The 18160-nt window shown below is 69.0% G+C and carries 19 protein-coding genes and 1 pseudogene; 7 read left to right on the top strand and 13 right to left on the bottom strand.

All coding sequences use genetic code 11. From position 1 onward, the window contains the following. Positions 1–174 precede the first annotated feature (174 nt). From ureC to urtA, 11 genes are all read right to left on the bottom strand, one after another. Entirely contained in the window at positions 175–1884 is a 1710-nt protein-coding gene (gene ureC / locus CCR97_RS30350) for an urease subunit alpha (RefSeq protein ID WP_111358872.1), read from the bottom strand. 28 nt (positions 1885–1912) lie between these two features. Continuing rightward, positions 1913–2248 (bottom strand): DUF6980 family protein, encoded by a 336-nt coding sequence (locus tag CCR97_RS30345; protein ID WP_244670762.1) that lies wholly within the window; start codon positions 2246–2248, stop codon positions 1913–1915. Then, positions 2248–2553 (bottom strand): urease subunit beta, encoded by a 306-nt coding sequence (locus CCR97_RS30340; protein WP_111358871.1) that lies wholly within the window; start codon positions 2551–2553, stop codon positions 2248–2250. Before CCR97_RS30340 ends, CCR97_RS30345 begins: the two co-directional genes overlap by 1 nt. A 37-nt stretch (positions 2554–2590) precedes the next feature. Further along, complete coding sequence (locus CCR97_RS30335) at positions 2591–3151, bottom strand: formylmethanofuran dehydrogenase subunit E family protein (protein ID WP_111358870.1); 561 nt, start codon at positions 3149–3151, stop codon at positions 2591–2593. Positions 3152–3160: 9 nt separating this feature from the next. Beyond that, a complete protein-coding gene (locus tag CCR97_RS30330; protein ID WP_111358869.1) occupies positions 3161–3463 on the bottom strand; it encodes an urease subunit gamma in 303 nt (100 codons plus the stop codon). Positions 3464–3482: 19 nt separating this feature from the next. Next, positions 3483–4349, bottom strand: coding sequence for an urease accessory protein UreD (locus CCR97_RS30325; protein ID WP_244670761.1), 867 nt, complete (start codon positions 4347–4349; stop codon positions 3483–3485). Positions 4350–4379: 30 nt separating this feature from the next. After that, complete coding sequence (gene urtE, locus CCR97_RS30320) at positions 4380–5075, bottom strand: urea ABC transporter ATP-binding subunit UrtE (RefSeq protein WP_111358867.1); 696 nt, start codon at positions 5073–5075, stop codon at positions 4380–4382. A 243-nt stretch (positions 5076–5318) separates the two neighbouring features. After that, positions 5319–6071: an urea ABC transporter ATP-binding protein UrtD gene (gene urtD / locus CCR97_RS30315; RefSeq protein ID WP_111358866.1), complete on the bottom strand. Its 753-nt coding sequence runs from the start codon at positions 6069–6071 to the stop codon at positions 5319–5321. 4 nt (positions 6072–6075) lie between these two features. Then, entirely contained in the window at positions 6076–7236 is a 1161-nt protein-coding gene (gene urtC / locus CCR97_RS30310; RefSeq protein ID WP_111358865.1) for an urea ABC transporter permease subunit UrtC, read from the bottom strand. Between the two features lie 151 nt (positions 7237–7387). Next, complete coding sequence (gene urtB, locus CCR97_RS30305; RefSeq protein WP_201160202.1) at positions 7388–9112, bottom strand: urea ABC transporter permease subunit UrtB; 1725 nt, start codon at positions 9110–9112, stop codon at positions 7388–7390. Between the two features lie 142 nt (positions 9113–9254). Next, positions 9255–10514, bottom strand: a complete 1260-nt coding sequence (urtA, locus tag CCR97_RS30300) for an urea ABC transporter substrate-binding protein (protein WP_244670763.1) — start codon at positions 10512–10514, stop codon at positions 9255–9257. A 438-nt stretch (positions 10515–10952) separates the two neighbouring features. Between urtA and CCR97_RS30295 the strand changes: the two genes are divergently transcribed. From CCR97_RS30295 to CCR97_RS30275, 5 genes are all read left to right on the top strand, one after another. Continuing rightward, positions 10953–12158 carry a urate hydroxylase PuuD gene (locus CCR97_RS30295; RefSeq protein ID WP_244670760.1) on the top strand — a complete coding sequence of 402 codons (1206 nt, stop codon included), beginning with the start codon at positions 10953–10955 and terminating at the stop codon, positions 12156–12158. Between the two features lie 234 nt (positions 12159–12392). Further along, entirely contained in the window at positions 12393–13280 is an 888-nt protein-coding gene (gene uraD, locus CCR97_RS30290) for a 2-oxo-4-hydroxy-4-carboxy-5-ureidoimidazoline decarboxylase (RefSeq protein WP_201160200.1), read from the top strand. Positions 13281–13524: 244 nt separating this feature from the next. Next, positions 13525–14547 carry an ABC transporter substrate-binding protein gene (locus CCR97_RS30285; RefSeq protein ID WP_111359664.1) on the top strand — a complete coding sequence of 341 codons (1023 nt, stop codon included), beginning with the start codon at positions 13525–13527 and terminating at the stop codon, positions 14545–14547. Positions 14548–14737: 190 nt separating this feature from the next. Continuing rightward, a complete protein-coding gene (locus tag CCR97_RS30280) occupies positions 14738–15526 on the top strand; it encodes an ABC transporter ATP-binding protein (protein ID WP_111359665.1) in 789 nt (262 codons plus the stop codon). Beyond that, the gene (locus tag CCR97_RS30275; protein WP_111359666.1) at positions 15523–16296 is read left to right on the top strand and encodes an ABC transporter permease; all 774 of its coding nucleotides are present in this window, start codon (positions 15523–15525) and stop codon (positions 16294–16296) included. Before CCR97_RS30280 ends, CCR97_RS30275 begins: the two co-directional genes overlap by 4 nt. A gap of 192 nt (positions 16297–16488) precedes the next feature. On the opposite strand, the gene CCR97_RS30270 is transcribed toward CCR97_RS30275, so the two are convergent. Then, entirely contained in the window at positions 16489–16683 is a 195-nt protein-coding gene (locus CCR97_RS30270) for a 4Fe-4S binding protein (protein ID WP_111359667.1), read from the bottom strand. Positions 16684–16892: 209 nt separating this feature from the next. On the opposite strand from CCR97_RS30270, the gene CCR97_RS30265 reads away from it, so the two are divergent. Further along, positions 16893–17327, top strand: a complete 435-nt coding sequence (locus CCR97_RS30265) for a hypothetical protein (protein WP_111359668.1) — start codon at positions 16893–16895, stop codon at positions 17325–17327. A 255-nt stretch (positions 17328–17582) separates the two neighbouring features. Beyond that, positions 17583–17867, top strand: a complete 285-nt coding sequence (locus CCR97_RS30260; protein ID WP_111360771.1) for a hypothetical protein — start codon at positions 17583–17585, stop codon at positions 17865–17867. A 108-nt stretch (positions 17868–17975) separates the two neighbouring features. Here CCR97_RS30260 and CCR97_RS30255 read toward each other — a convergent pair. Then, a pseudogene (locus tag CCR97_RS30255) lies at positions 17976–18160 on the bottom strand (GntP family permease); the annotation flags it as partial.

Genomic DNA, 18160 nt, shown 5'->3' with positions numbered 1-18160 from the left:
GTCGGGGGTGGGGGGAAGCCGCGGATGAGGGAGCCGGCAACGTGCCGACAGCACTCGCCAACGCTCCGCTCATGCCCGAAGGCGGGCATCCAGGCGCGCCATCCTGTGGAGTCCCTGGGTCCCCGCCTTCGCAGGGGCGAGCGGAAACAAACCTGCGTGTCGCGTCAGAAATGATCAGAACAAGAAATACCGCTGCGCCATCGGCAGGACCTCGGCGGGCGCGCAGGTGAGGAGCTCGCCGTCGGCCCGCACCTCGTAGGTCTCGGGGTCGACGTCGATCCTCGGCGTCGCGCCGTTGTGGATCAGGCTCGCCTTGCCGATCGCGCGGGTGTTCTCCACGGCGACGAGCTCCTTCGCCGTCCCGAGCTTTTCACGCAGCCCCGAGATCGCGGCCGCCTTCGACACGAACACCACCGACGACGCGGTGAGCGAGCGGCCGAAGGCGGCGAACATCGGGCGGTAGTGGACGGGCTGCGGCGTCGGGATCGAGGCGTTCGGATCGCCCATCGGCGCGGCGACGATCGAGCCGCCCTTGATGATGCAGTCGGGCTTGACGCCGAAGAAGGCCGGCGACCACAGGACGAGATCGGCGAGCTTTCCCGGTTCCACCGAGCCGATGTGATTGGCGACGCCGTGGGCGATCGCCGGGTTGATCGTGTACTTGGCGACGTAGCGCCGGACCCGCAGATTGTCGTTGTCGCCGCTCTCGCCGGGCAGCCGGCCGCGCTGCTTCTTCATCTTGTCGGCGGTCTGCCAGGTGCGGATGATCACCTCGCCGATGCGGCCCATCGCCTGCGAATCCGACGACATCATCGAGAGCGCGCCGAGATCGTGCAGAATGTCCTCGGCCGCGATCGTCTCTTTCCGGATACGGCTCTCGGCGAAGGCGAGATCCTCGGCGATCGACGGATCGAGATGGTGGCACACCATCAGCATGTCGAGATGCTCGTCGATGGTGTTCCGGGTGAACGGCCGCGTCGGATTGGTCGACGACGGCAGCACGTTCGGCAGGCCCGCCACCTTGATGATGTCGGGGGCGTGGCCGCCGCCGGCCCCCTCGGTGTGGAAGGCGTGGATGGTGCGGCCCTTGAACGCCGCGATCGTGTCTTCGACGAAGCCCGACTCGTTGAGCGTGTCGGTGTGGATCATCACCTGCACGTCGTGCTCGTCGGCCACCGACAGGCAGCAGTCGATCGCGGCCGGCGTGGTGCCCCAGTCCTCGTGCAGCTTGAGCGCACAGGCGCCGGCCTCGATCATCTCGACCAGCGCGGCGGGCCGCGAGGCGTTGCCCTTGCCGGCGAAGCCGAGATTGACCGGGAACGCGTCGGCCGCCTGGATCATCCGGGCGATGTGCCACGGCCCCGGCGTGCAAGTGGTCGCGTTGGTGCCGGCCGCCGGCCCGGTGCCGCCACCGAGCAGCGAGGTGACGCCGGACATCAGCGCGTCCTCGACCTGTTGCGGACAGATGAAATGGATGTGGGTGTCGAAGCCGCCGGCCGTGAGGATCTTTCCTTCGCCGGCGATGACCTCGGTGCCGGGACCGATCACGATCGTCACGTTCGGCTGGATGTCGGGATTGCCAGCCTTGCCGATCGCGGCGATGCGGCCCTGCCTGATCCCCACATCGGCCTTCACGATCCCCCAGTGGTCGACGATCAGGGCGTTGGTGATCACGGTGTCGACGGCACCGTCGCGGTTGGCGATCTGGCTCTGGCCCATGCCGTCGCGGATCACCTTGCCGCCGCCGAACTTCACCTCCTCGCCATAGGTGGTGAGGTCGCGCTCGACCTCGATGAACAGCTCGGTGTCGGCGAGCCGCACGCGGTCGCCCGTGGTGGGGCCGAACATGCCGGCATAGGCGGAACGCTCGATTTTCACGGCCATGTCGATGTGCCTGCTTTCGGTGTGCCTGTCATCCGCTCGTGACGGGCATGCGCCATGCCCCGGAACGGTATTTCTCGGGAAGCGCTTCGGTGTCGGAGGAGTCCAGACCCAGCGCCTCGATCTCGTCGAACCAGCGGTCGCGCTGGCTCTCCGGCAGCTTGGCGCCGCACCAGGGACAGTAGGCGATGACGACGTAGGACGGTCCGCCGTCGTGGACGATCAGCCCGTACTCGTCGAATCTCTCGGAGTAGACGATCAGCGCGTCCGGGCAGTCGAACGGGTCCGCATGCTCCGCGCATCTGAAATCGAGCTGATACTGCATCTGCTCGCAGTACTGCGCGGCGTGGGCTGGCGCATCGACCATCAGAGCGGGCCCATCACGTCCTGCCTGAAACCATAGACGGTGCGGGCGCCGGCGATCGCGACCAGCGTCACCTGTCGCGACTGGCCGGGCTCGAACCGCACCGCCGTTCCGGCGGCGATGTCGAGCCGGAAGCCGCGCGCCTTGTCGCGATCGAAGCGCAGCGCCGGGTTGGTCTCGAAGAAGTGGTAGTGCGAGCCGACCTGGATCGGCCGGTCGCCCGTGTTCATCACCGTGAGCGTCACGGTCTCGCGACCGGCATTCAGCGTGATGTCGCCTTCGGCCGTGACGATCTCGCCCGGGATCATGATGTCTCCTTCACGTGTCGCCCTGTCTGTCTCGCCTTCACGGTGTCGACGCCGGCGACGCGGGCGGCAGCTCGCGCACCGTCATCATCTCGGCCGCCGGGATCGCCATCACGGCGTCCCAGCGTGCGATGCCGGTCGGCTCCTTGTTGATGTCGCGCAGGCGTGGCCAGATCGCCGCCGGCACGGCGTAGTCCAGCGTGCGGCCGCTCGGTTTGTGGCGGATGATCACGCGACCGAACAGGCCGTCGCCGGCCGGCGTGTCGGCGACCCGCAGGCTCGCCTGGCCGGGCGAGGCGCGGGTCGCGATCATCACGCCGTCGACCATACACGGGCACGGCGCACCGGGGCTGGTGTGATACGTCACGTCGAGCTCGCGCGGCGCCGCCCCGAGCTTCTGGCGGGCGTCGTCGCCGATCCGGATGCCGGCGGCGATCAGCGAGCCGAAGCCGCCGTGCACACGGGCGCCGAGCGAGATCCACAGATCCCGCTCGTCCGGCGGTGTCGTCTCGATCGGCCCGTCATGCGCCGCGAGCGGCCCGACGCCGGCCGCAGCGAAAGCGAGCACGGACACCACCAGGCCGCGCGCAAGAACCATCATCAGGATCGCTCAGCGGATCGGATCGTGGACGGTGACGAGCTTGGAGCCGTCCGGAAACGTCGCCTCGACCTGGATCTCGGGGATCATCTCCGGGATGCCGTCCATCACCTGGGCGCGTGTCAGCACCGTGGCGCCGGCCGCCATCAGCTCGGCGACGGTGCGGCCGTCGCGCGCTCCCTCCAGGATGAAGTCGGAGATCAGCGCGACCGCCTCCGGGTGGTTGAGCTTGACGCCGCGCTCCAGGCGCCGGCGCGCCACCATGGCGGCCGTGGCGATCAGGAGCTTGTCCTTTTCACGCGGTGTGAGATGCATCGCAGGAATCCGTATCTGATCAGTTGAGCCACAGCGGCGGCAGCGGGCCGTCGAGCGCCAGGGGGAGCGCCGTCGCGAGATCGTAGCGCAGGCTCTCGCCATCCGGCGCGCAGAACCGCACCGCCGTGATGCCGTTCCACGACGACGCGCCGACCTCTCCGCGCAGCCCCTCGCACCCGCGAAGCGCCGCGACGAAGGCCTCGTCGGCCGGCATCAGAAGAATGACCGCGACGGCGACGCCACCCCCCGCCACGGCCGGCTCGCGCAAGGTCTGCGCGATCGCTCCGTCGAGCCGCATGGTCTCGGCGTAGACGAGCCGGCCGGCGCGGCGCACCCGCCAGCGGTCCGAGAACCAGCCTTCGTGCACGGCCTCGTCCATGCCGGTGCGGCCGAACACCACGGCCTCGGCCAGCAGCAGCCGGGCGTCGTCGGCGAGATCGACGTCGATGGTGCGGGCGAGGCGCGCGCGATCGAACAGGATCATCTCGCGCGGCATCCAGGCGAGGTTCCCGCCGCGGCCGACCGTGAGCCTGACCTGCATGTGCGCCGGCGCGCCCGTCGCGCGGTAGACCTTCTCGGCGGACGAGGTCGTGACCCTGACCGAGGCCCCCTCCTCCACCGCAATGTCGATGTCGGAGCGGTCGCCGCCGGCGATGCCGCCCGCCGTATTGACGAGCACGGCGTCGAGCGCGGGCGAGGGTCGCACCGGATTCGGAAAGCGCACCCGCAGCGAGCCTTCCTCGAACACATGGGTGCGGCAACTCTGGGTGTGGCGGCCGGCGCCCTCGCGCAGGCCGACGCCGAGCCGGACCGTGCCGGTCGCCCGGTTGGCCGCGAAGACCGCGCCTTGCGGGTCCAACCGCCCGCCCGCCGCCTGCTCGTTCAAGAGGTCCCCCGGCTCCTGCTCGCGCGACGATCAGAGCGCGAGCGCGCGCCGCAGGGCTCCGTCGTCGAGATCGTCGCGGGCCGCCGCGTAGACGACGCTGCCGCGATCCATGACGGCGAAATGATCGCCGAGTTCGCGAGCGAAGTCGAGATACTGCTCCACGAGCACGATGGCGATGCCGCCGAGGTCGCGGAGATACGCGATGGCGCGGCCGATGTCCTTGATGATCGACGGCTGGATGCCCTCGGTCGGCTCGTCGAGCAGCAGGAGCCGCGGCCGCATCACCATGGCGCGGCCGATGGCGAGCTGCTGCTGCTGGCCGCCCGAGAGGTCGCCGCCGCGCCGCCCCAGCATGTCGGCCAGCACCGGGAACAGGTTGAACACGTCCGGCGGGATCGCCCGGTCGCGCCGCGGCAGCGCCGCGAAGGCGGTCTCGAGATTCTCCTTCACGGTGAGGAGCGGGAAGATCTCGCGTCCCTGCGGCACGTAGGCGATGCCGCGGCGGGCGCGCCGGTCGGGCGCGAGGCCGGCGATGTCGGCGCCCTCCCACTCGATCACGCCGGCCTTGACGGCGTGCTGGCCGACGATGGCACGCAGGAGGCTCGTCTTGCCGACGCCGTTGCGCCCCAGCACGCACGTCACCTTGCCGGGCTCGGCCGCGAGGCTGACGCCCCGCAGCGCCTGCGCGGCGCCGTAGTAGAGGTCGATGGACTGGACGTTCAGCATGGGAGCAACCGGACCAATATCGTCTTGCGACGACGCTCACCCCCCTCCCTGTCCCTCCACCACAAGGGGGGAGGGAACGCTGGAGTCGCAGATCCATTCACTGCCGCAAGGTCATCACCCCCTCGCGCAATCGAGCGGACGCATGCCGCAGCCGGCCCCCTCCCCCCTTGTGGGGGAGGGCTGGGGAGGGGGGTAGCCCCGACACGGATGTCTCGACTCCAGATCATTTCGACCAGTCCATCCTCATCGTCCCAGATACACCTCGACCACCCGCTCGTTCTCGGAGACCTGATCGATCGAGCCTTCGGCCAGCACGCGACCCTCATGCAGCACCGTGACCTTGACGCCCAGCGCGCGCACGAAGGTCATGTCGTGCTCGACGACCACCACGGTCTTCTCGGCGTTGATGGCGCGCAACAGCTCGGCGGTCTGGTGCGTCTCGGCGTCGGTCATGCCGGCGACCGGCTCGTCGACCAGCAGGAGTTTCGGATCCTGCGCCAGCAGCATGCCGATCTCCAGCCACTGCTTCTGGCCGTGCGACAGGCTTCCCGCGAGACGGGTGCGCGCCGCCGTCAACCTGATGGTTTCGAGGATCGAGGAGATGCGCTCGCGCGCCGCCGCGGTCTCGCGCCATGTCACGGCGGTGCGGGCGCGGCGATCGCCGGCCAGCGCGAGACGGAGATTGTCCTCGACCGTGTGCGAGTCGAACACGGTCGGCTTCTGGAATTTTCGCCCAATGCCCAGCACAGCGATCGAGGCCTCGTCCATGGTCGTGAGATCGTGGGTGCCGTCGAACATCACCTCGCCCGAGTCGGGGCGGGTCTTGCCCGTGATCACGTCCATCATGGTGGTCTTGCCGGCGCCGTTCGGGCCGATGATGGCGCGCATCTCGCCGGGCGCGATGGTGAGCGACAGGCTGTTCAGCGCCTTGAAGCCGTCGAACGACACGCTGACGGCGTCGAGATAGAGGAGCGCGGAGGTGGTGCGGAGCTCCATCTCGTCACTCCGCCGCCGCGGGCTTGGGTGTCGGGCCGTCGACCGGCGTCTCGGTCGTCGCGGAGGTCTCGGCCGCGGCCGCCCGCCGCCGAGCCCGCCAATGCGAGAGCGTGCCGACGATGCCGCGCGGCAGCCACAGCGTCACCCCGACGAACAGGCCGCCGAGCAGGAACAGCCAGTAGGGCGCGAGCGCGCCGCTGGTGAAGGTGGTCTTGGCGTAGTTGACCAGCAGCGCCCCGATGACGGCACCGACCAGCGTGCCGCGGCCGCCGACCGCGACCCAGATCACGGCCTCGATCGAGTTCGCCGGCGAGAACTCGCCCGGATTGATGATGCCGACCTGCGGCACGTAGAGGGCGCCGGCGACGCCCGCCATGCAGGCCGAGATCACGAACACGGCGAGCTTGTAGGACTCGACCCGATAGCCGAGGAAGCGGGCGCGCGATTCGGCGTCGCGGACGGCGATCAGCACCATGCCGAATTTCGACGACACCAGCACGCGGCAGACGACGTAGCCGAGCGCCAGTGCCAGGCACGAGACGGCGAACAGCGCCGCGCGAGTGCCGCCCGCCTGCACGTTGGCGCCCAAAATGTCTTTGAAGTCGGTGAGGCCGTTGTTGCCGCCGAAGCCGAAGTCGTTGCGGAAGAAGGCGAGCATCAGGGCGAAGGTCATCGCCTGGGTGATGATCGAGAAATAGACGCCGGTCACCCGGCTCCTGAACGCGAACCAGCCGAACACCAGCGCGAGCAGCCCGGGCACGAGCAGCACCATCAGCATCGCGTAAGGAAAATGAGAAAATCCCCACCAGGCGAGCGGCAACTCCTTCCAGTTGAGGAACACCATGAAGTCCGGGAGCAGCGGGTTGCCGTAGACGCCGCGCCCGCCGATCTGGCGCATCAGATACATGCCCATGGCGTAGCCGCCGAGCGCGAAGAAAGCCCCGTGGCCGAGCGAGAGAATCCCGCAATAGCCCCAGATCAGATCGATCGAGAGCGCCAGCAGGGCGAAGCAGACATACTTGCCGAACAGCGAGACCAGGTAGGTCGGCACGTGCAGGGGCGAGCTTTCGGGCAGCGCGAGATTGAGGATGGGGATCGCGATCGCCACGACCGCGACGACGATCAGGAACGCGATGCTGCCGCGGTCGAGCGCGCGCGGGGTCATGGCACGGCTCCGCCATCCGACAGTCCGCGTGTCCCCGCGAAAGCGGGGACCCAGGGGCCACACCACGTGGTGCCGCCCTGGGTCCCGGCTCGACGGTGCGGCACTGCGTGCCGCACCGCGTCCGGGACACGAAGCCGAGACAGACGCACGCTCATGCCTCGATCGCCCTTCCCTTCAGCGCGAAGAGGCCACGCGGGCGGCGCTGGATGAACAGGATGATCAGCACCAGGATGGCGATCTTGCCGAGCACGGCGCCGGCGAAGGGTTCCAAAAACTTGTTGGCGATGCCGAGCGTGAAGGCGCCGACCAGCGTGCCCCACAGGTTTCCGACACCGCCGAACACCACCACCATGAACGAGTCGATGATGTAGCTCTGCCCGAGATTGGGCGACACGTTGTCGATCTGCGAGAGCGCGACGCCGGCGATGCCGGCGATGCCGGAGCCGAGCCCGAAGGTGAGCGCGTCGATGCGGGCCGTTCGGATGCCGACCGCGGCCGCCATGGCGCGGTTCTGCGTCACGGCGCGCATCTCCAGTCCCAGCCGCGTGAAGCGCAGCATGGCGAGCAGCAGCGCGAACACGGCGAGGCTGAAGCAGACGATCCACAGCCGGTTCCAGGTGATGGCGAGCTGGCCGATCTCGAAGGCGCCGCTCATCCAGCTCGGATTGCTCACCTCCTTGTTGGTCGGGCCGAAGGCCGTGCGTACCGCCTGCTGCAGGATCAGCGACAGGCCCCAGGTGGCGAGCAGCGTCTCCAGCGGGCGGCCGTAGAGGAAGCGGATGACGCTCTTCTCGATCAGGATGCCGATGAGACCGGTGACCACGAAGGCGAGCGGCACCGCGACGGCGAGCGACCAGTCTAGCGTCAGCGCCGCCGGCAGCGGCAGCGAGAACCCGATGCCGGTGCCCGGGATGGAGAGCGAAAGGACCTTTTGGCGGATCGCCTCCTGCACCACGAAGGTCGTGTAGGCGCCAAGCATCACCATCTCGCCATGCGCCATGTTGATCACGCCCATCACGCCGAACGTGATGGCGAGCCCGATGGCGGCGAGCAGCAGCACCGAGCCGAGCGAGATGCCGTACCAGGCGTTCTGCGCCGTCTCCCACATCTGCAGGCGGCTGCGGATGGCGCTCGCGGCACCGTCGGCGGCGCCCTGCACAGTCGCGGGCGTTCCGGGCGGCAGCGCCGAGAGCAGCGCGAGCGCCGCCTGGTCGCCGCGCTCGCGCAACGTGGCGACGGCCTCGATGCGGGCGACCTCGGGCGCGTCGGCGCTGGTGATCAGGATGGCGGCGCGCGCCTCGGCGAGCGCGGTCTTCACCTGCGGTGCCGTCTCCGCGGCGAGCGCCGCCTCGACCGCGGCGAGCGCGCCGGCGTCGCGCGACTTGAACACCGCCTGGGCGGCGTCGAGCCGGCGCGCCGGATCGGGGGCGCGCAACGTCAGCGCGCCGAGCGCCGCCTCGACGGCGCGGCGCAGCCGGTTGTTGAGGCGGACGCGCTTGAGATCGCCGGCCGGAGGCGCCGGCGAGACGACCGTGCCGGTCGCGGCGTCCCTCACGGCGCCGGCGTCCTCGATCAGCACGCGACGGCCGACCGGATCGGCCAAGAGCTTGCCGTCCTGCAACGCTTTTACAACTGCAAACGCCCGGACGTCGCCGCCGGCGCCGAGCGCCGCGACACCCGCTTCGGTGTCGGCATAGGAGTCGGTGAGAAACTTTTGCAGCGCATCGTCGAAGGGATCGGCGCGGGCGGACGAGAGGCCGGCGAAAAGCGACAGCAGAAGCAGCAAGACGATCGAAAGCACCGCGCGCGGAGCTTCCCCCTCCCCGACCCTCCCCCGCACGCGGGGGAGGGAGCAGGTCGGGGCTCGGGCCCCCATCTCACAACTGTCGCTGTTCGGGGATGCTGGGAATGACGTCACCTGTTCAACCCATCCTTCGCGATCCCCTCCCCCGCTTGCGGGGGAGGGTCAGGGAGGGGGCGAGCCCCGGCTTCTGCGTCTGCCCGGCGTCAGCCCCGCCTCACCCGCCGCATTTCTGCGTCTTGGTGTTGTAGTTGCCGCACTTCAGCTTCACCCAGTCGGCCGTGAGATCCTTCGAGCCCTCGAGATAGGGCGACCACGCCGCGCCGGGAACCAGCCCTTCGGTCTTCCACACCACGTCGAACTGGCCGTCGTCCTTGATCTCGCCGATGAACACCGGCTTGGTGATGTGGTGGTTCGGCAGCATCTCGGAGACGCCGCCGGTGAGGTTCGGCGCGGTCGTGCCCGGCAGCGCGTCGATCACCTTGTCGGGGTCGGTGGTGCCGGCCTTCTCCACCGCCTTCACCCACATGGCGAAGCCGACGACGTGGGCCTCCATCGGATCGTTGGAGACGCGCTTCGGGTTCTTGGTGAAGGCCTTCCACTTCTCGATGAACGCCTTGTTGGCGGGCGTATCGATCGACTGGAAGTAGTTCCAGGCGGCGAGGTGGCCGAGCAGCGGCTTGGTGTCGATGCCGGCGAGTTCCTCCTCGCCGACCGAGAACGCCACCACCGGGATGTCGGTCGCCTTGACGCCCTGGTTGCCGAGCTCCTTGTAGAACGGCACGTTGGCGTCGCCGTTGATGGTGGACACGACCGCGGTCTTCTTGCCGGCCGAACCGAACTTCTTGATGTCGGAGACGATGGTCTGCCAGTCGGAGTGTCCGAACGGCGTGTAGTTGATCATGATGTCCTCGGCGGCGACGCCCTTGGACTTCAGATAGGCCTCCAGGATCTTGTTGGTGGTGCGCGGATAGACGTAGTCGGTGCCGGCCAGCACCCAGCGCTGCACCTTCTCCTCCTTCATCAGGTAGTCGACGGCCGGGATCGCCTGCTGGTTCGGCGCCGCGCCCGTGTAGAACACGTTGCGCTCGGACTCCTCGCCCTCGTACTGCACCGGATAGAACAGGATCGAGTTCAGCTCCTTGAACACGGGAAGCACCGACTTGCGCGACACCGAGGTCCAGCAGCCGAACACGGCGACGACCTTGTCCTTGGTGATCAGCTCGCGCGCCTTCTCGGCGAACAGCGGCCAGTTGGACGCGGGGTCGACGACCACGGCCTCGAGCTTCTTGCCCAGGAGACCGCCCTTCTTGTTCTGCTCCTCGATCAGCATCAGCATGACGTCCTTCAGGGTCGTCTCGCTGATCGCCATGGTTCCGGAGAGCGAATGCAGGATGCCGACCTTGATGGTCTCCTGCGCCTGCACCGGCAGGGCGGCGGCGAGGCCGAGCGCGGTGCCGAGGGCGGCGGCGAGCATGCGGCCGGCGAAGCGGCCGGCCACCCTCCGAAAAGCTGCAGGCCAAAGAGCTGCGTGCATCGTCACTCCTTGCGTCGTCGAATCCTTGGGTCCGGAGGCGGCCCGCCCCGTGCGGTGCGGGATCGGGCCGTCGAGCGGCGGCCGGGCGGCCGGCCGAGCGCTTGCCGCAAGGAGCATGCCAAGGGCTGCGCCGCGTGCATCGATCGGGCGGGACAACGGAATCGCGCGATGAGGAGAAATCCGTACCGGACCGGAGCCAGCCACCGCCCATCGACTGAGCGAACTGCTCAAATCGTGTTCAGGATGACGGGGGTGCTGGTCTCTTGAACTCGCCGCCCCGGCTCTGCCATGGTGCGCCGCCCCCGACGCGGGGCCGACCCGGGCACCGCCTCGCCCGCCGCCACGCGTCTGAAAACCCCCGATCGACGAGGCCCGATCTTGGAGCTTGTCCTGACCGAATGGGCGTCCGCCCTGCTGCGGTGGCTGCACGTGGTCGCCGCCATGGCATGGATCGGCAGCTCGTTCTACTTCATCCACCTCGATCTCAGCCTGCGCGGCCGCCACGACGGCACGGCGCTGCCGGACGGCGTCAAGGGCGAGGCCTGGCAGGTCCACGGCGGCGGCTTCTACCACATCGCCAAGTACCTGGTGGCGCCGGCCCGGATGCCGGACGAGCTGACCTGGTTCAAGTGGGAGGCCTACGCCACCTGGCTGTCCGGCTTCGCCCTGCTGGTCGTGGTCTATTATCTCGGCGCCGACCTGTTCCTGATCGACAAGGCCGTGCTCGACCTCACCGTCCCGCAGGCCGCCGGCCTCGCCTTCGGCACCCTGGTGGTCGCCTGGCTCGCCTATGAGGGCCTGTGCCGCTCGCCCCTCGGCAAGCACGAGGTGGCGCTGGCGCTGGTCGGCTACGTGTTCCTGGTCGGGCTGACCTATGCGTTCACGCACGTGTTCTCGGGCCGCGGCGCGCTGACCCAGATCGGCGCCCTGGTCGGCACCATCATGGTGGCGAACGTGTTCGTCGTCATCATCCCGTTCCAGAAGAAGACCGTGGCGGCGCTGGTCGAAGGCCGCAAGCCGGACCCGTATTGGGGCGAGATCGGCAAGCAGCGCTCGGTGCACAACAACTACCTGACGCTGCCGGTCGTCTTCCTGATGCTCTCGAACCACTACCCGCTGGTTTTCGCGACGAAGTACAACTGGCTGATCGTCGCGATCGTGCTGCTGATCGGCCCGGTGATCCGGCACTTCTACAACACGCGGCACGCCGGCAAGGGCAGCCCGTGGTGGACCTGGGGGGTCGCCGCCGCCGGCGTCGCCGCAATCGTCGCGCTGTCGATGGCGGGCCCGCGCGAGACGAAGAGCGGCGCGCTGCCGGCCGCCCCCACCTTCGCCGAGGTCAGCGACGTGGTGATCTCCCGCTGCAGCATGTGTCACGCCGGCGAGCCGGTGTGGGCCGGCATCGGCCACCCGCCCAAGGACCTGCGGCTCGACGATCCGGAGACCATCCGACGGCACGCCCGGCTGATCGAGCTGCAGGCGGTGCGCAGCCACGCGATGCCGCCCGGCAACGTGACCGAGATGACGCTCGACGAGCGCGCCCTCCTCGCCGCCTGGCTCGCCGCCGGCGCAAGGGGGGAGTAAGCCGGCGCGACGCCCCTTTCCCTCTCCCCGCCGCGCGGGGAGAGGGTGGCTCGCCGCATCGCGGCGAGACGGGTGAGGGGGCGTCTCCGCAAGCAGAGACTCGCGGCGACGCCCCCTCACCCGACATCCGCGCTGGACGCGCGAATGTCGACCTCTCCTCGCACGCGGGGAGAGGTTACAAGCTGCGGTTCCCGGCCACGCTTCGACGAAACCCGATCTGGACGGCAGATTTTCATGACATCCCTCTCCCTCGACACCCTGAACGCCGCCGCCGAGCCCGACTTCGTCGCGGCGCTCGGCGGCATCTTCGAGCACTCGCCCTGGGCCGCCGAGGCGGTCGTGGCGGCGCGGCCGTTCGGCTCGCTCGCGGCGCTGCTCGACGCCATGGTGGCGGCCGTCCGGGCCGCCGGCCCGGAGCGCCAGCGCACGCTGCTCGCCGCCCATCCCGACCTCGCCGGCAAGGCGGCCCGCGCCGGCGCACTGACCGCCGAATCGACGGCCGAGCAGGCGAGCGCCGGGCTCGACCGCCTCACTGAGGACGAATATGCCGCCTTCCACCGCCTCAACGACGCCTACCAGCACAAGCACGGCATCCCGTTCATCGTCTGCGTGCGGCGCCACACCAAGGCGTCGATTCTCACGCAGTTCGAGCGCCGGCTCGCCAACGACAGCGCGACCGAGCACGCCACCGCGCTCGACGAGGTCTTCCGCATCGCCGCGCTGCGCCTCGACCAGCTCGTCGCCGCGCCGGACAAGCTGCCGCTCGCCGGGCGGCTGTCGACCCACGTGCTCGACACCCATGGCGGCACGCCGGCCAAGGGCATTCCGCTGACCCTGTTCGAGATCGGCCCCGGCGATGCCCGCCGGGTCGTCGCCCAGACCGTCACCAATCACGACGGCCGCACCGACGGGCCGCTGATCGGCGGCCGGCCGGTGCCGATCGGCACCTACGAGCTGGTCTTCGAGGTGGGAGCGTATTTCGCCGCGCGCGGCGTGGCGCTCGCCGACCCGCCCTTCCTCGACACGGTGCCGCTGCGCTTCTCCGTCGCCGAGGCCGAGGGCCACTACCACGTGCCGCTGCTGGTCACGCCCTGGAGCTTCTCGACCTACCGCGGCTCGTGAGCGGCGGCGGCGACGCGCCCCCTGCGGCAACCCGCCTCGTCCGGCGGACGGGACGGCGATTTCAGGATTTCGCGCCGGACGGTATTGTGGGCAGGTCACTGCCGCCTGCATCTTTTTTAGACAGCGTTTCTCCCGTCCTGCCGCGGACTTACGGCGCGGTCTGGCGAATTTCGTGGCACGCGGCTTGCTGACGGACTCGACAACTCGCTGGACCACCAGCCCGCACGGCCAAGGGAGCCTTCGAATGAGCAAATCGCTCGCGATCTCTGCGCTGGCGGCGAGCCTCGCGCTCGTCGTCCCGGCGTTCGTCGCCCCGGCGTTCGCCGACACCGACGTCAAGTTCGCCCTCGACTGGAAGTTCGAGGGACCGTCGGCGCCCTATTTCGTCGCCATCGACAAGGGCTACTACAAGGCCGAGGGCCTCAACGTCACGGTGGACACCGGCCCCGGCTCGGTCGCCGGCATCGCCCGCGTCGCCGCCGGCACCTACCCGCTCGGCTTCTTCGACATCAACTCGCTGGTCAAGTTCCGCGACCAGAACCCCGACAAGGCGGTCAAGGCCATCATGATGGTCTACGACAAGCCGCCCTTCGCCATCGCCACCACGACCAAGACCGGCATCGCCAAGCCGAAGGACCTCGAAGGCAAGGTGCTGGGCGCGCCGGCCGCCGACGGCGCCTTCGCGCAGTGGAAGGCGTTCGTGAAGGAGAACGCCATCGACGACTCCAAGGTGAAGATCGAGAACATCGGCTTCCCGGTGCGCGAGCCGATGCTGGCCGACGGCAAGGTCGACGCCATCACGGGCTTCTCGTTCTCGATGTACTTCAACCTGCTGCAGCGCAATCTGAAGCCCGAGGACATCAAGACGATGCTGATGGCCGACTACGGCCTGGTGCTGTACGGCAACGCCATCATGGTCAATCCGGACTTCGCCAAGGCGAACCCGAAGGTGGTCGAGGGCTTCGTGCGCGCCACCATCAAGGGCGTCCAGGACACCATCAAGGACCCCGAGAGCGCCATCAAGTCGGTGATGAAGCGCAACGAGACGGCCGACGAGAAGACCGAGCTGGCGCGCCTCAAGATGTCGCTGCGCGACAACTTCGTCACCCCGTGGGTGAAGGAGAACGGGCTCGGCGGCGTCGACATGGCGCGGCTGTCGAAGTCGATCGACCAGATCGGCATCACCTACGAGTTCAAGGCCAAGCCGAAGGCCGAGGACGTCTTCACCAGCGAGTTCCTGCCTCCCGCCGCCGACCGCAAGCTCTGACCGTCACGTGTCGCTCCGGTGCGCGGGCGCAACGCCCGTGCACCGGCCTCAATGCGCACGGCAGGGGATCACGGTATCCGGTCTCAGCCCGCTCCGGCAGGCCGATCGGAACGACGGCGAACAACGAGTCCACCATGCGTCTGATAATCTCCCGCCGCGCCCGCGGCCCCGTCTCGACGGAGGCCGCGGCATGACGGCCTTCGTCGACATCGACGACGTCACCCTGATCTACAAGGGCGCGAACGGCGGCGTTCACGCGCTCGACCGCTTCAGCGTCAGCCTGCAGAAGGGCGAGTTCGCCGCCGTGGTCGGCCCGTCGGGCTGCGGCAAGTCCTCGCTGATGAAGCTGGTCACCGGCCTGCTGCCGCCCGACTTCGGCAAGATCGCCATCGAGGGCACCACGGTTCACGGCCCGGTCAAGATGGCCGGCATGGCGTTCCAGAACCCGAACCTGCTGCCGTGGCGCAAGGTCATCGACAACGTGCTGCTGCCGCTCGAGATCGTGCAGCCGCACCGGTCGCGCTTCCGGCGCGAGAAGGAGCGCTACCGCGCGGAGGCCGAGGCGCTGCTCGCCACGGTCGGCCTCGCCGGCTTCGGCGACCGCTTCCCGTGGGAGCTCTCCGGCGGCATGCAGCAGCGCGTCTCGCTGTGCCGCGCCCTGATCCACCAGCCGGCGCTCCTGATGCTCGACGAGCCCTTCGCGGCGCTCGACGCCTTCACGCGCGAGGAGCTGTGGTGCGTCCTGCGCGACCTCTGGCAGAAGATCGGCTTCACCGTGATCCTGGTGACGCACGACCTGCGCGAGGCGACGTTCCTGGCCGACAAGATCCACATGATGAGCGCGCGGCCCGGCCGCCTCGTCCTCACCAAGGAGGTCCCGTTCCCGCGGCCGCGGCCGATCGAGGTCTGCTTCGAGCCGGCCTTCACCGACATCGTCCACGAGCTGCGGGCCAAGATCGGCGAGGTGCGGAAGGGATGAACACCAACACCATCGAGCGGCTGTCGCCGTGGCTGTTCACCATCGCCATGTTCCTGATCTGGGAGGTGATCTGCCGCGGCTTCAAGGTCGACCCCTTCATCCTGCCGGCGCCGTCGCAGATCTTCGTCGCCATGGCGCAGTACTGGTGGCCGCTGGCGAAGAACTCCTTCGTCACGCTGTGGACCACGCTCGCCGGCTTCGCGCTCGCCGTGGTGTTCGGCATCGTGCTGGGCATCGTGGTCGGCTGGTCGCGGACGATCTATCGTGGCCTCTATCCGGTGATGATCGGCTTCAACTCGGTGCCGAAGGTCGCCGTGGTGCCGATCCTCGTGATCTGGTTCGGCATCGGCGAGATCCCGGCGATCCTCACCGCGTTCCTGATCTCGTTCTTTCCGATTGTCGTCAACGTCGCGACCGGCCTGTCGACCATCGAGCCGGAGCTCGAGGACGTGCTGCGCGCGCTCGGAGCGAAGAAGCTCGACATCATGCTGAAGATCGGCATTCCGCGCACCCAGCCCTATCTGTTCGGGTCGCTGAAGGTCGCCATCACGCTCGCCTTCGTCGGCACCGTGGTGTCGGAGACGATCGCGGCGAACGCCGGTCTCGGCTTCCTGATGGTGCAGGCGGGCTCGAACTTCCAGATGCCGCTCGTCTTCGCCGGGCTGCTTCTGCTCGCCGCGGAGGGCATCATCATGTACGCGATCTTCGCCTATGTGGAGAGCTACTTCGTCGGCTGGGCGTTCCGCTCGTCGATGAGCGCGGGCGGCTGAGACCGCCGGCGCTCCTGACGCTCACAACGAAAATGGCCGGGCATGCCCGGCCATTTTTTTATCCTCGCTCGTCGAGCGCGTCTCCGTCGTGGCGTCGACCGGGCGCACGGAACGGCGGAGCGCCGTTTCGGCCTCGAACCGGGCGGCCACGGATCGCCCCGGAGCCATCGCTCCGGGCCGCGGACGTCACTCTCAGGCAGGAACGCAGGTGCCCTCGACCGGGCAGACGACGGCGCATTGCGGCTCGTCGAAATGGCCCTCGCACTGGGTGCACTTGACGGCATCGATGACGTAGATGTCGCCCTTCATGCTGATCGCGGAATTGGGACACTCGAATTCGCAGGCGCCGCACGCGGTGCATTGCGACGCGATGATCTTGTAGGCCATGGCGGCACTCTCCTTGGTACCTCATTGGCGTAACAGGCCTCCCCCGGTGGCGCTATTTGGGGAAACCCGGATTGGAATAAGTCGAAACTGCGAGCGACTTGCAGCAGTGGCGCAGCAGCGGCGCGCGTTCTCCGCGCGTGCTTGAAGCGCGGGCGGTCGGCGCGCTAACTGACGGCACGTTTCGACCGCCCGCGAGGAAGAGAGCCACGATGACCCGAGCCGTCGTTTCGAACCGATCCGCAGCCGTCGTCCTGTCGGCCGCCGCACTTCTCGCCGGGCCCGTCGACGCCCAGGAGCGGCAGCGCCCGAACAATCTGTTCACCGCGTCCGGCTTCACGGTGCGCTATGCCGACACGCCGGAGCGGGCCGCGCACCTGCGCAGCCTGCCGGCCGACAAGCTCGCGGTCCGCCGCAAGGACGGCAAGACCTGGTACGTCTACGCCGATCCGCGGGGCTGCAACTGCGCCTATGTGGGCACGCCGGAAGCCTACGCGACCTACCGGGCCGGCGGACCGGGCGCCCCGGTGATCGACGGCGGCGGCCCGCCGCCGCGCTACGTGCAGGAGCTCGAGCAGAGCATCGACGACGACGGCTCGGTGCTGGAGCCGGGCAGCTCGCTCGGCACCTTCTTCGACCAGGACTAATCCAAGGCTCGCATCCCCACCGTCGTCATGCCCGCGCTCGTCGCGGGCATCCACGAACTGACGAACGTCGCGGGACACAGGTCGTGGATGGCCGGGACGAGCCCGGCCACGACGGCCGACGAGAGCCCTGTCGAAGACGATCGGCTAGTCCGCAGCGCCGCCGCCCGGGCGCCGGCCTACGATGGTAGGGCCGCGGTTCTCCTGATTTCGCAGGCGACTCCGGCGGCGCATGATCAGGGCCGGAGGGGCACGCCAATGGCGCGACACCGTTTCGCGATCCGCAGCTGTGCGACCGGGCTCGATCTCGTCGAGTTCGGGTCGAAGGCGGCGGCGCGCCGCTTCGAGCAGGCGACCGACCAGTACTTCTTCGACGGCCGACGGGCGGCGCTCTACGAGGCGCTGCTGGCGCTCGGCATGGACGCGCGGACGATCCGCTGGCACGCCGACCATCCGGGCGAGCGCATGCTCTGCCTCGTCGCGCCGCGGGCGCCCGATCCGGGCCGGCCGGCGCGGCGCACCGTCAACGCGGCGCATCCCTGAACACACGCCAGGCCGGTCTTCGCGCGCGGCCGCCACGCAGGTGGCCGACGGCGTTCTCGACGGCGTTCTCCTGGACAGCGCTGTCGGGTCCCCAATCCCGACCGGGCCTCAGAACGAGCCGAACACCGTGCCGAGCCCGATCACGGCGGCGAGCGCCACGATCGCACCGACGACCGCGACCATGACGATGTCGAGATAGCCCTCGCGATGCGTGGTGCCGCAGACGGCGAGCAGCGTCACCACGGCGCCGTTGTGAGGCAGGCTGTCGAGCGTGCCGGCGCCGATCACGGCGA

Source organism: Rhodoplanes elegans, from assembly GCF_016653355.1.
Classification (GTDB): Bacteria; Pseudomonadota; Alphaproteobacteria; order Rhizobiales; family Xanthobacteraceae; genus Rhodoplanes; species Rhodoplanes elegans.
The sequence above is the reverse complement of the archived record's forward strand: the minus strand, read 5'-3'. Positions and strand labels throughout refer to the sequence as shown.

What these genes read in the sequence shown, in the direction of transcription:
- ureC (WP_111358872.1), bottom strand. Translation starts at nt 1,884, where the DNA reads ATGGCCGTGAAAATCGAGCGTTCCGCCTATGCCGGCATGTTCGGCCCC.
- CCR97_RS30345 (WP_244670762.1), bottom strand. Translation starts at nt 2,248, where the DNA reads ATGGTCGATGCGCCAGCCCACGCCGCGCAGTACTGCGAGCAGATGCAG.
- CCR97_RS30340 (WP_111358871.1), bottom strand. Translation starts at nt 2,553, where the DNA reads ATGATCCCGGGCGAGATCGTCACGGCCGAAGGCGACATCACGCTGAAT.
- CCR97_RS30335 (WP_111358870.1), bottom strand. Translation starts at nt 3,151, where the DNA reads ATGATGGTTCTTGCGCGCGGCCTGGTGGTGTCCGTGCTCGCTTTCGCT.
- CCR97_RS30330 (WP_111358869.1), bottom strand. Translation starts at nt 3,463, where the DNA reads ATGCATCTCACACCGCGTGAAAAGGACAAGCTCCTGATCGCCACGGCC.
- urtE (WP_111358867.1), bottom strand. Translation starts at nt 5,075, where the DNA reads ATGCTGAACGTCCAGTCCATCGACCTCTACTACGGCGCCGCGCAGGCG.
- urtD (WP_111358866.1), bottom strand. Translation starts at nt 6,071, where the DNA reads ATGGAGCTCCGCACCACCTCCGCGCTCCTCTATCTCGACGCCGTCAGC.
- urtC (WP_111358865.1), bottom strand. Translation starts at nt 7,236, where the DNA reads ATGACCCCGCGCGCGCTCGACCGCGGCAGCATCGCGTTCCTGATCGTC.
- urtB (WP_201160202.1), bottom strand. Translation starts at nt 9,112, where the DNA reads ATGGGGGCCCGAGCCCCGACCTGCTCCCTCCCCCGCGTGCGGGGGAGG.
- urtA (WP_244670763.1), bottom strand. Translation starts at nt 10,514, where the DNA reads ATGCTCGCCGCCGCCCTCGGCACCGCGCTCGGCCTCGCCGCCGCCCTG.
- uraD (WP_201160200.1), top strand. Translation starts at nt 12,393, where the DNA reads ATGACATCCCTCTCCCTCGACACCCTGAACGCCGCCGCCGAGCCCGAC.
- CCR97_RS30285 (WP_111359664.1), top strand. Translation starts at nt 13,525, where the DNA reads ATGAGCAAATCGCTCGCGATCTCTGCGCTGGCGGCGAGCCTCGCGCTC.
- CCR97_RS30280 (WP_111359665.1), top strand. Translation starts at nt 14,738, where the DNA reads ATGACGGCCTTCGTCGACATCGACGACGTCACCCTGATCTACAAGGGC.
- CCR97_RS30275 (WP_111359666.1), top strand. Translation starts at nt 15,523, where the DNA reads ATGAACACCAACACCATCGAGCGGCTGTCGCCGTGGCTGTTCACCATC.
- CCR97_RS30270 (WP_111359667.1), bottom strand. Translation starts at nt 16,683, where the DNA reads ATGGCCTACAAGATCATCGCGTCGCAATGCACCGCGTGCGGCGCCTGC.
- CCR97_RS30265 (WP_111359668.1), top strand. Translation starts at nt 16,893, where the DNA reads ATGACCCGAGCCGTCGTTTCGAACCGATCCGCAGCCGTCGTCCTGTCG.
- CCR97_RS30260 (WP_111360771.1), top strand. Translation starts at nt 17,583, where the DNA reads ATGGCGCGACACCGTTTCGCGATCCGCAGCTGTGCGACCGGGCTCGAT.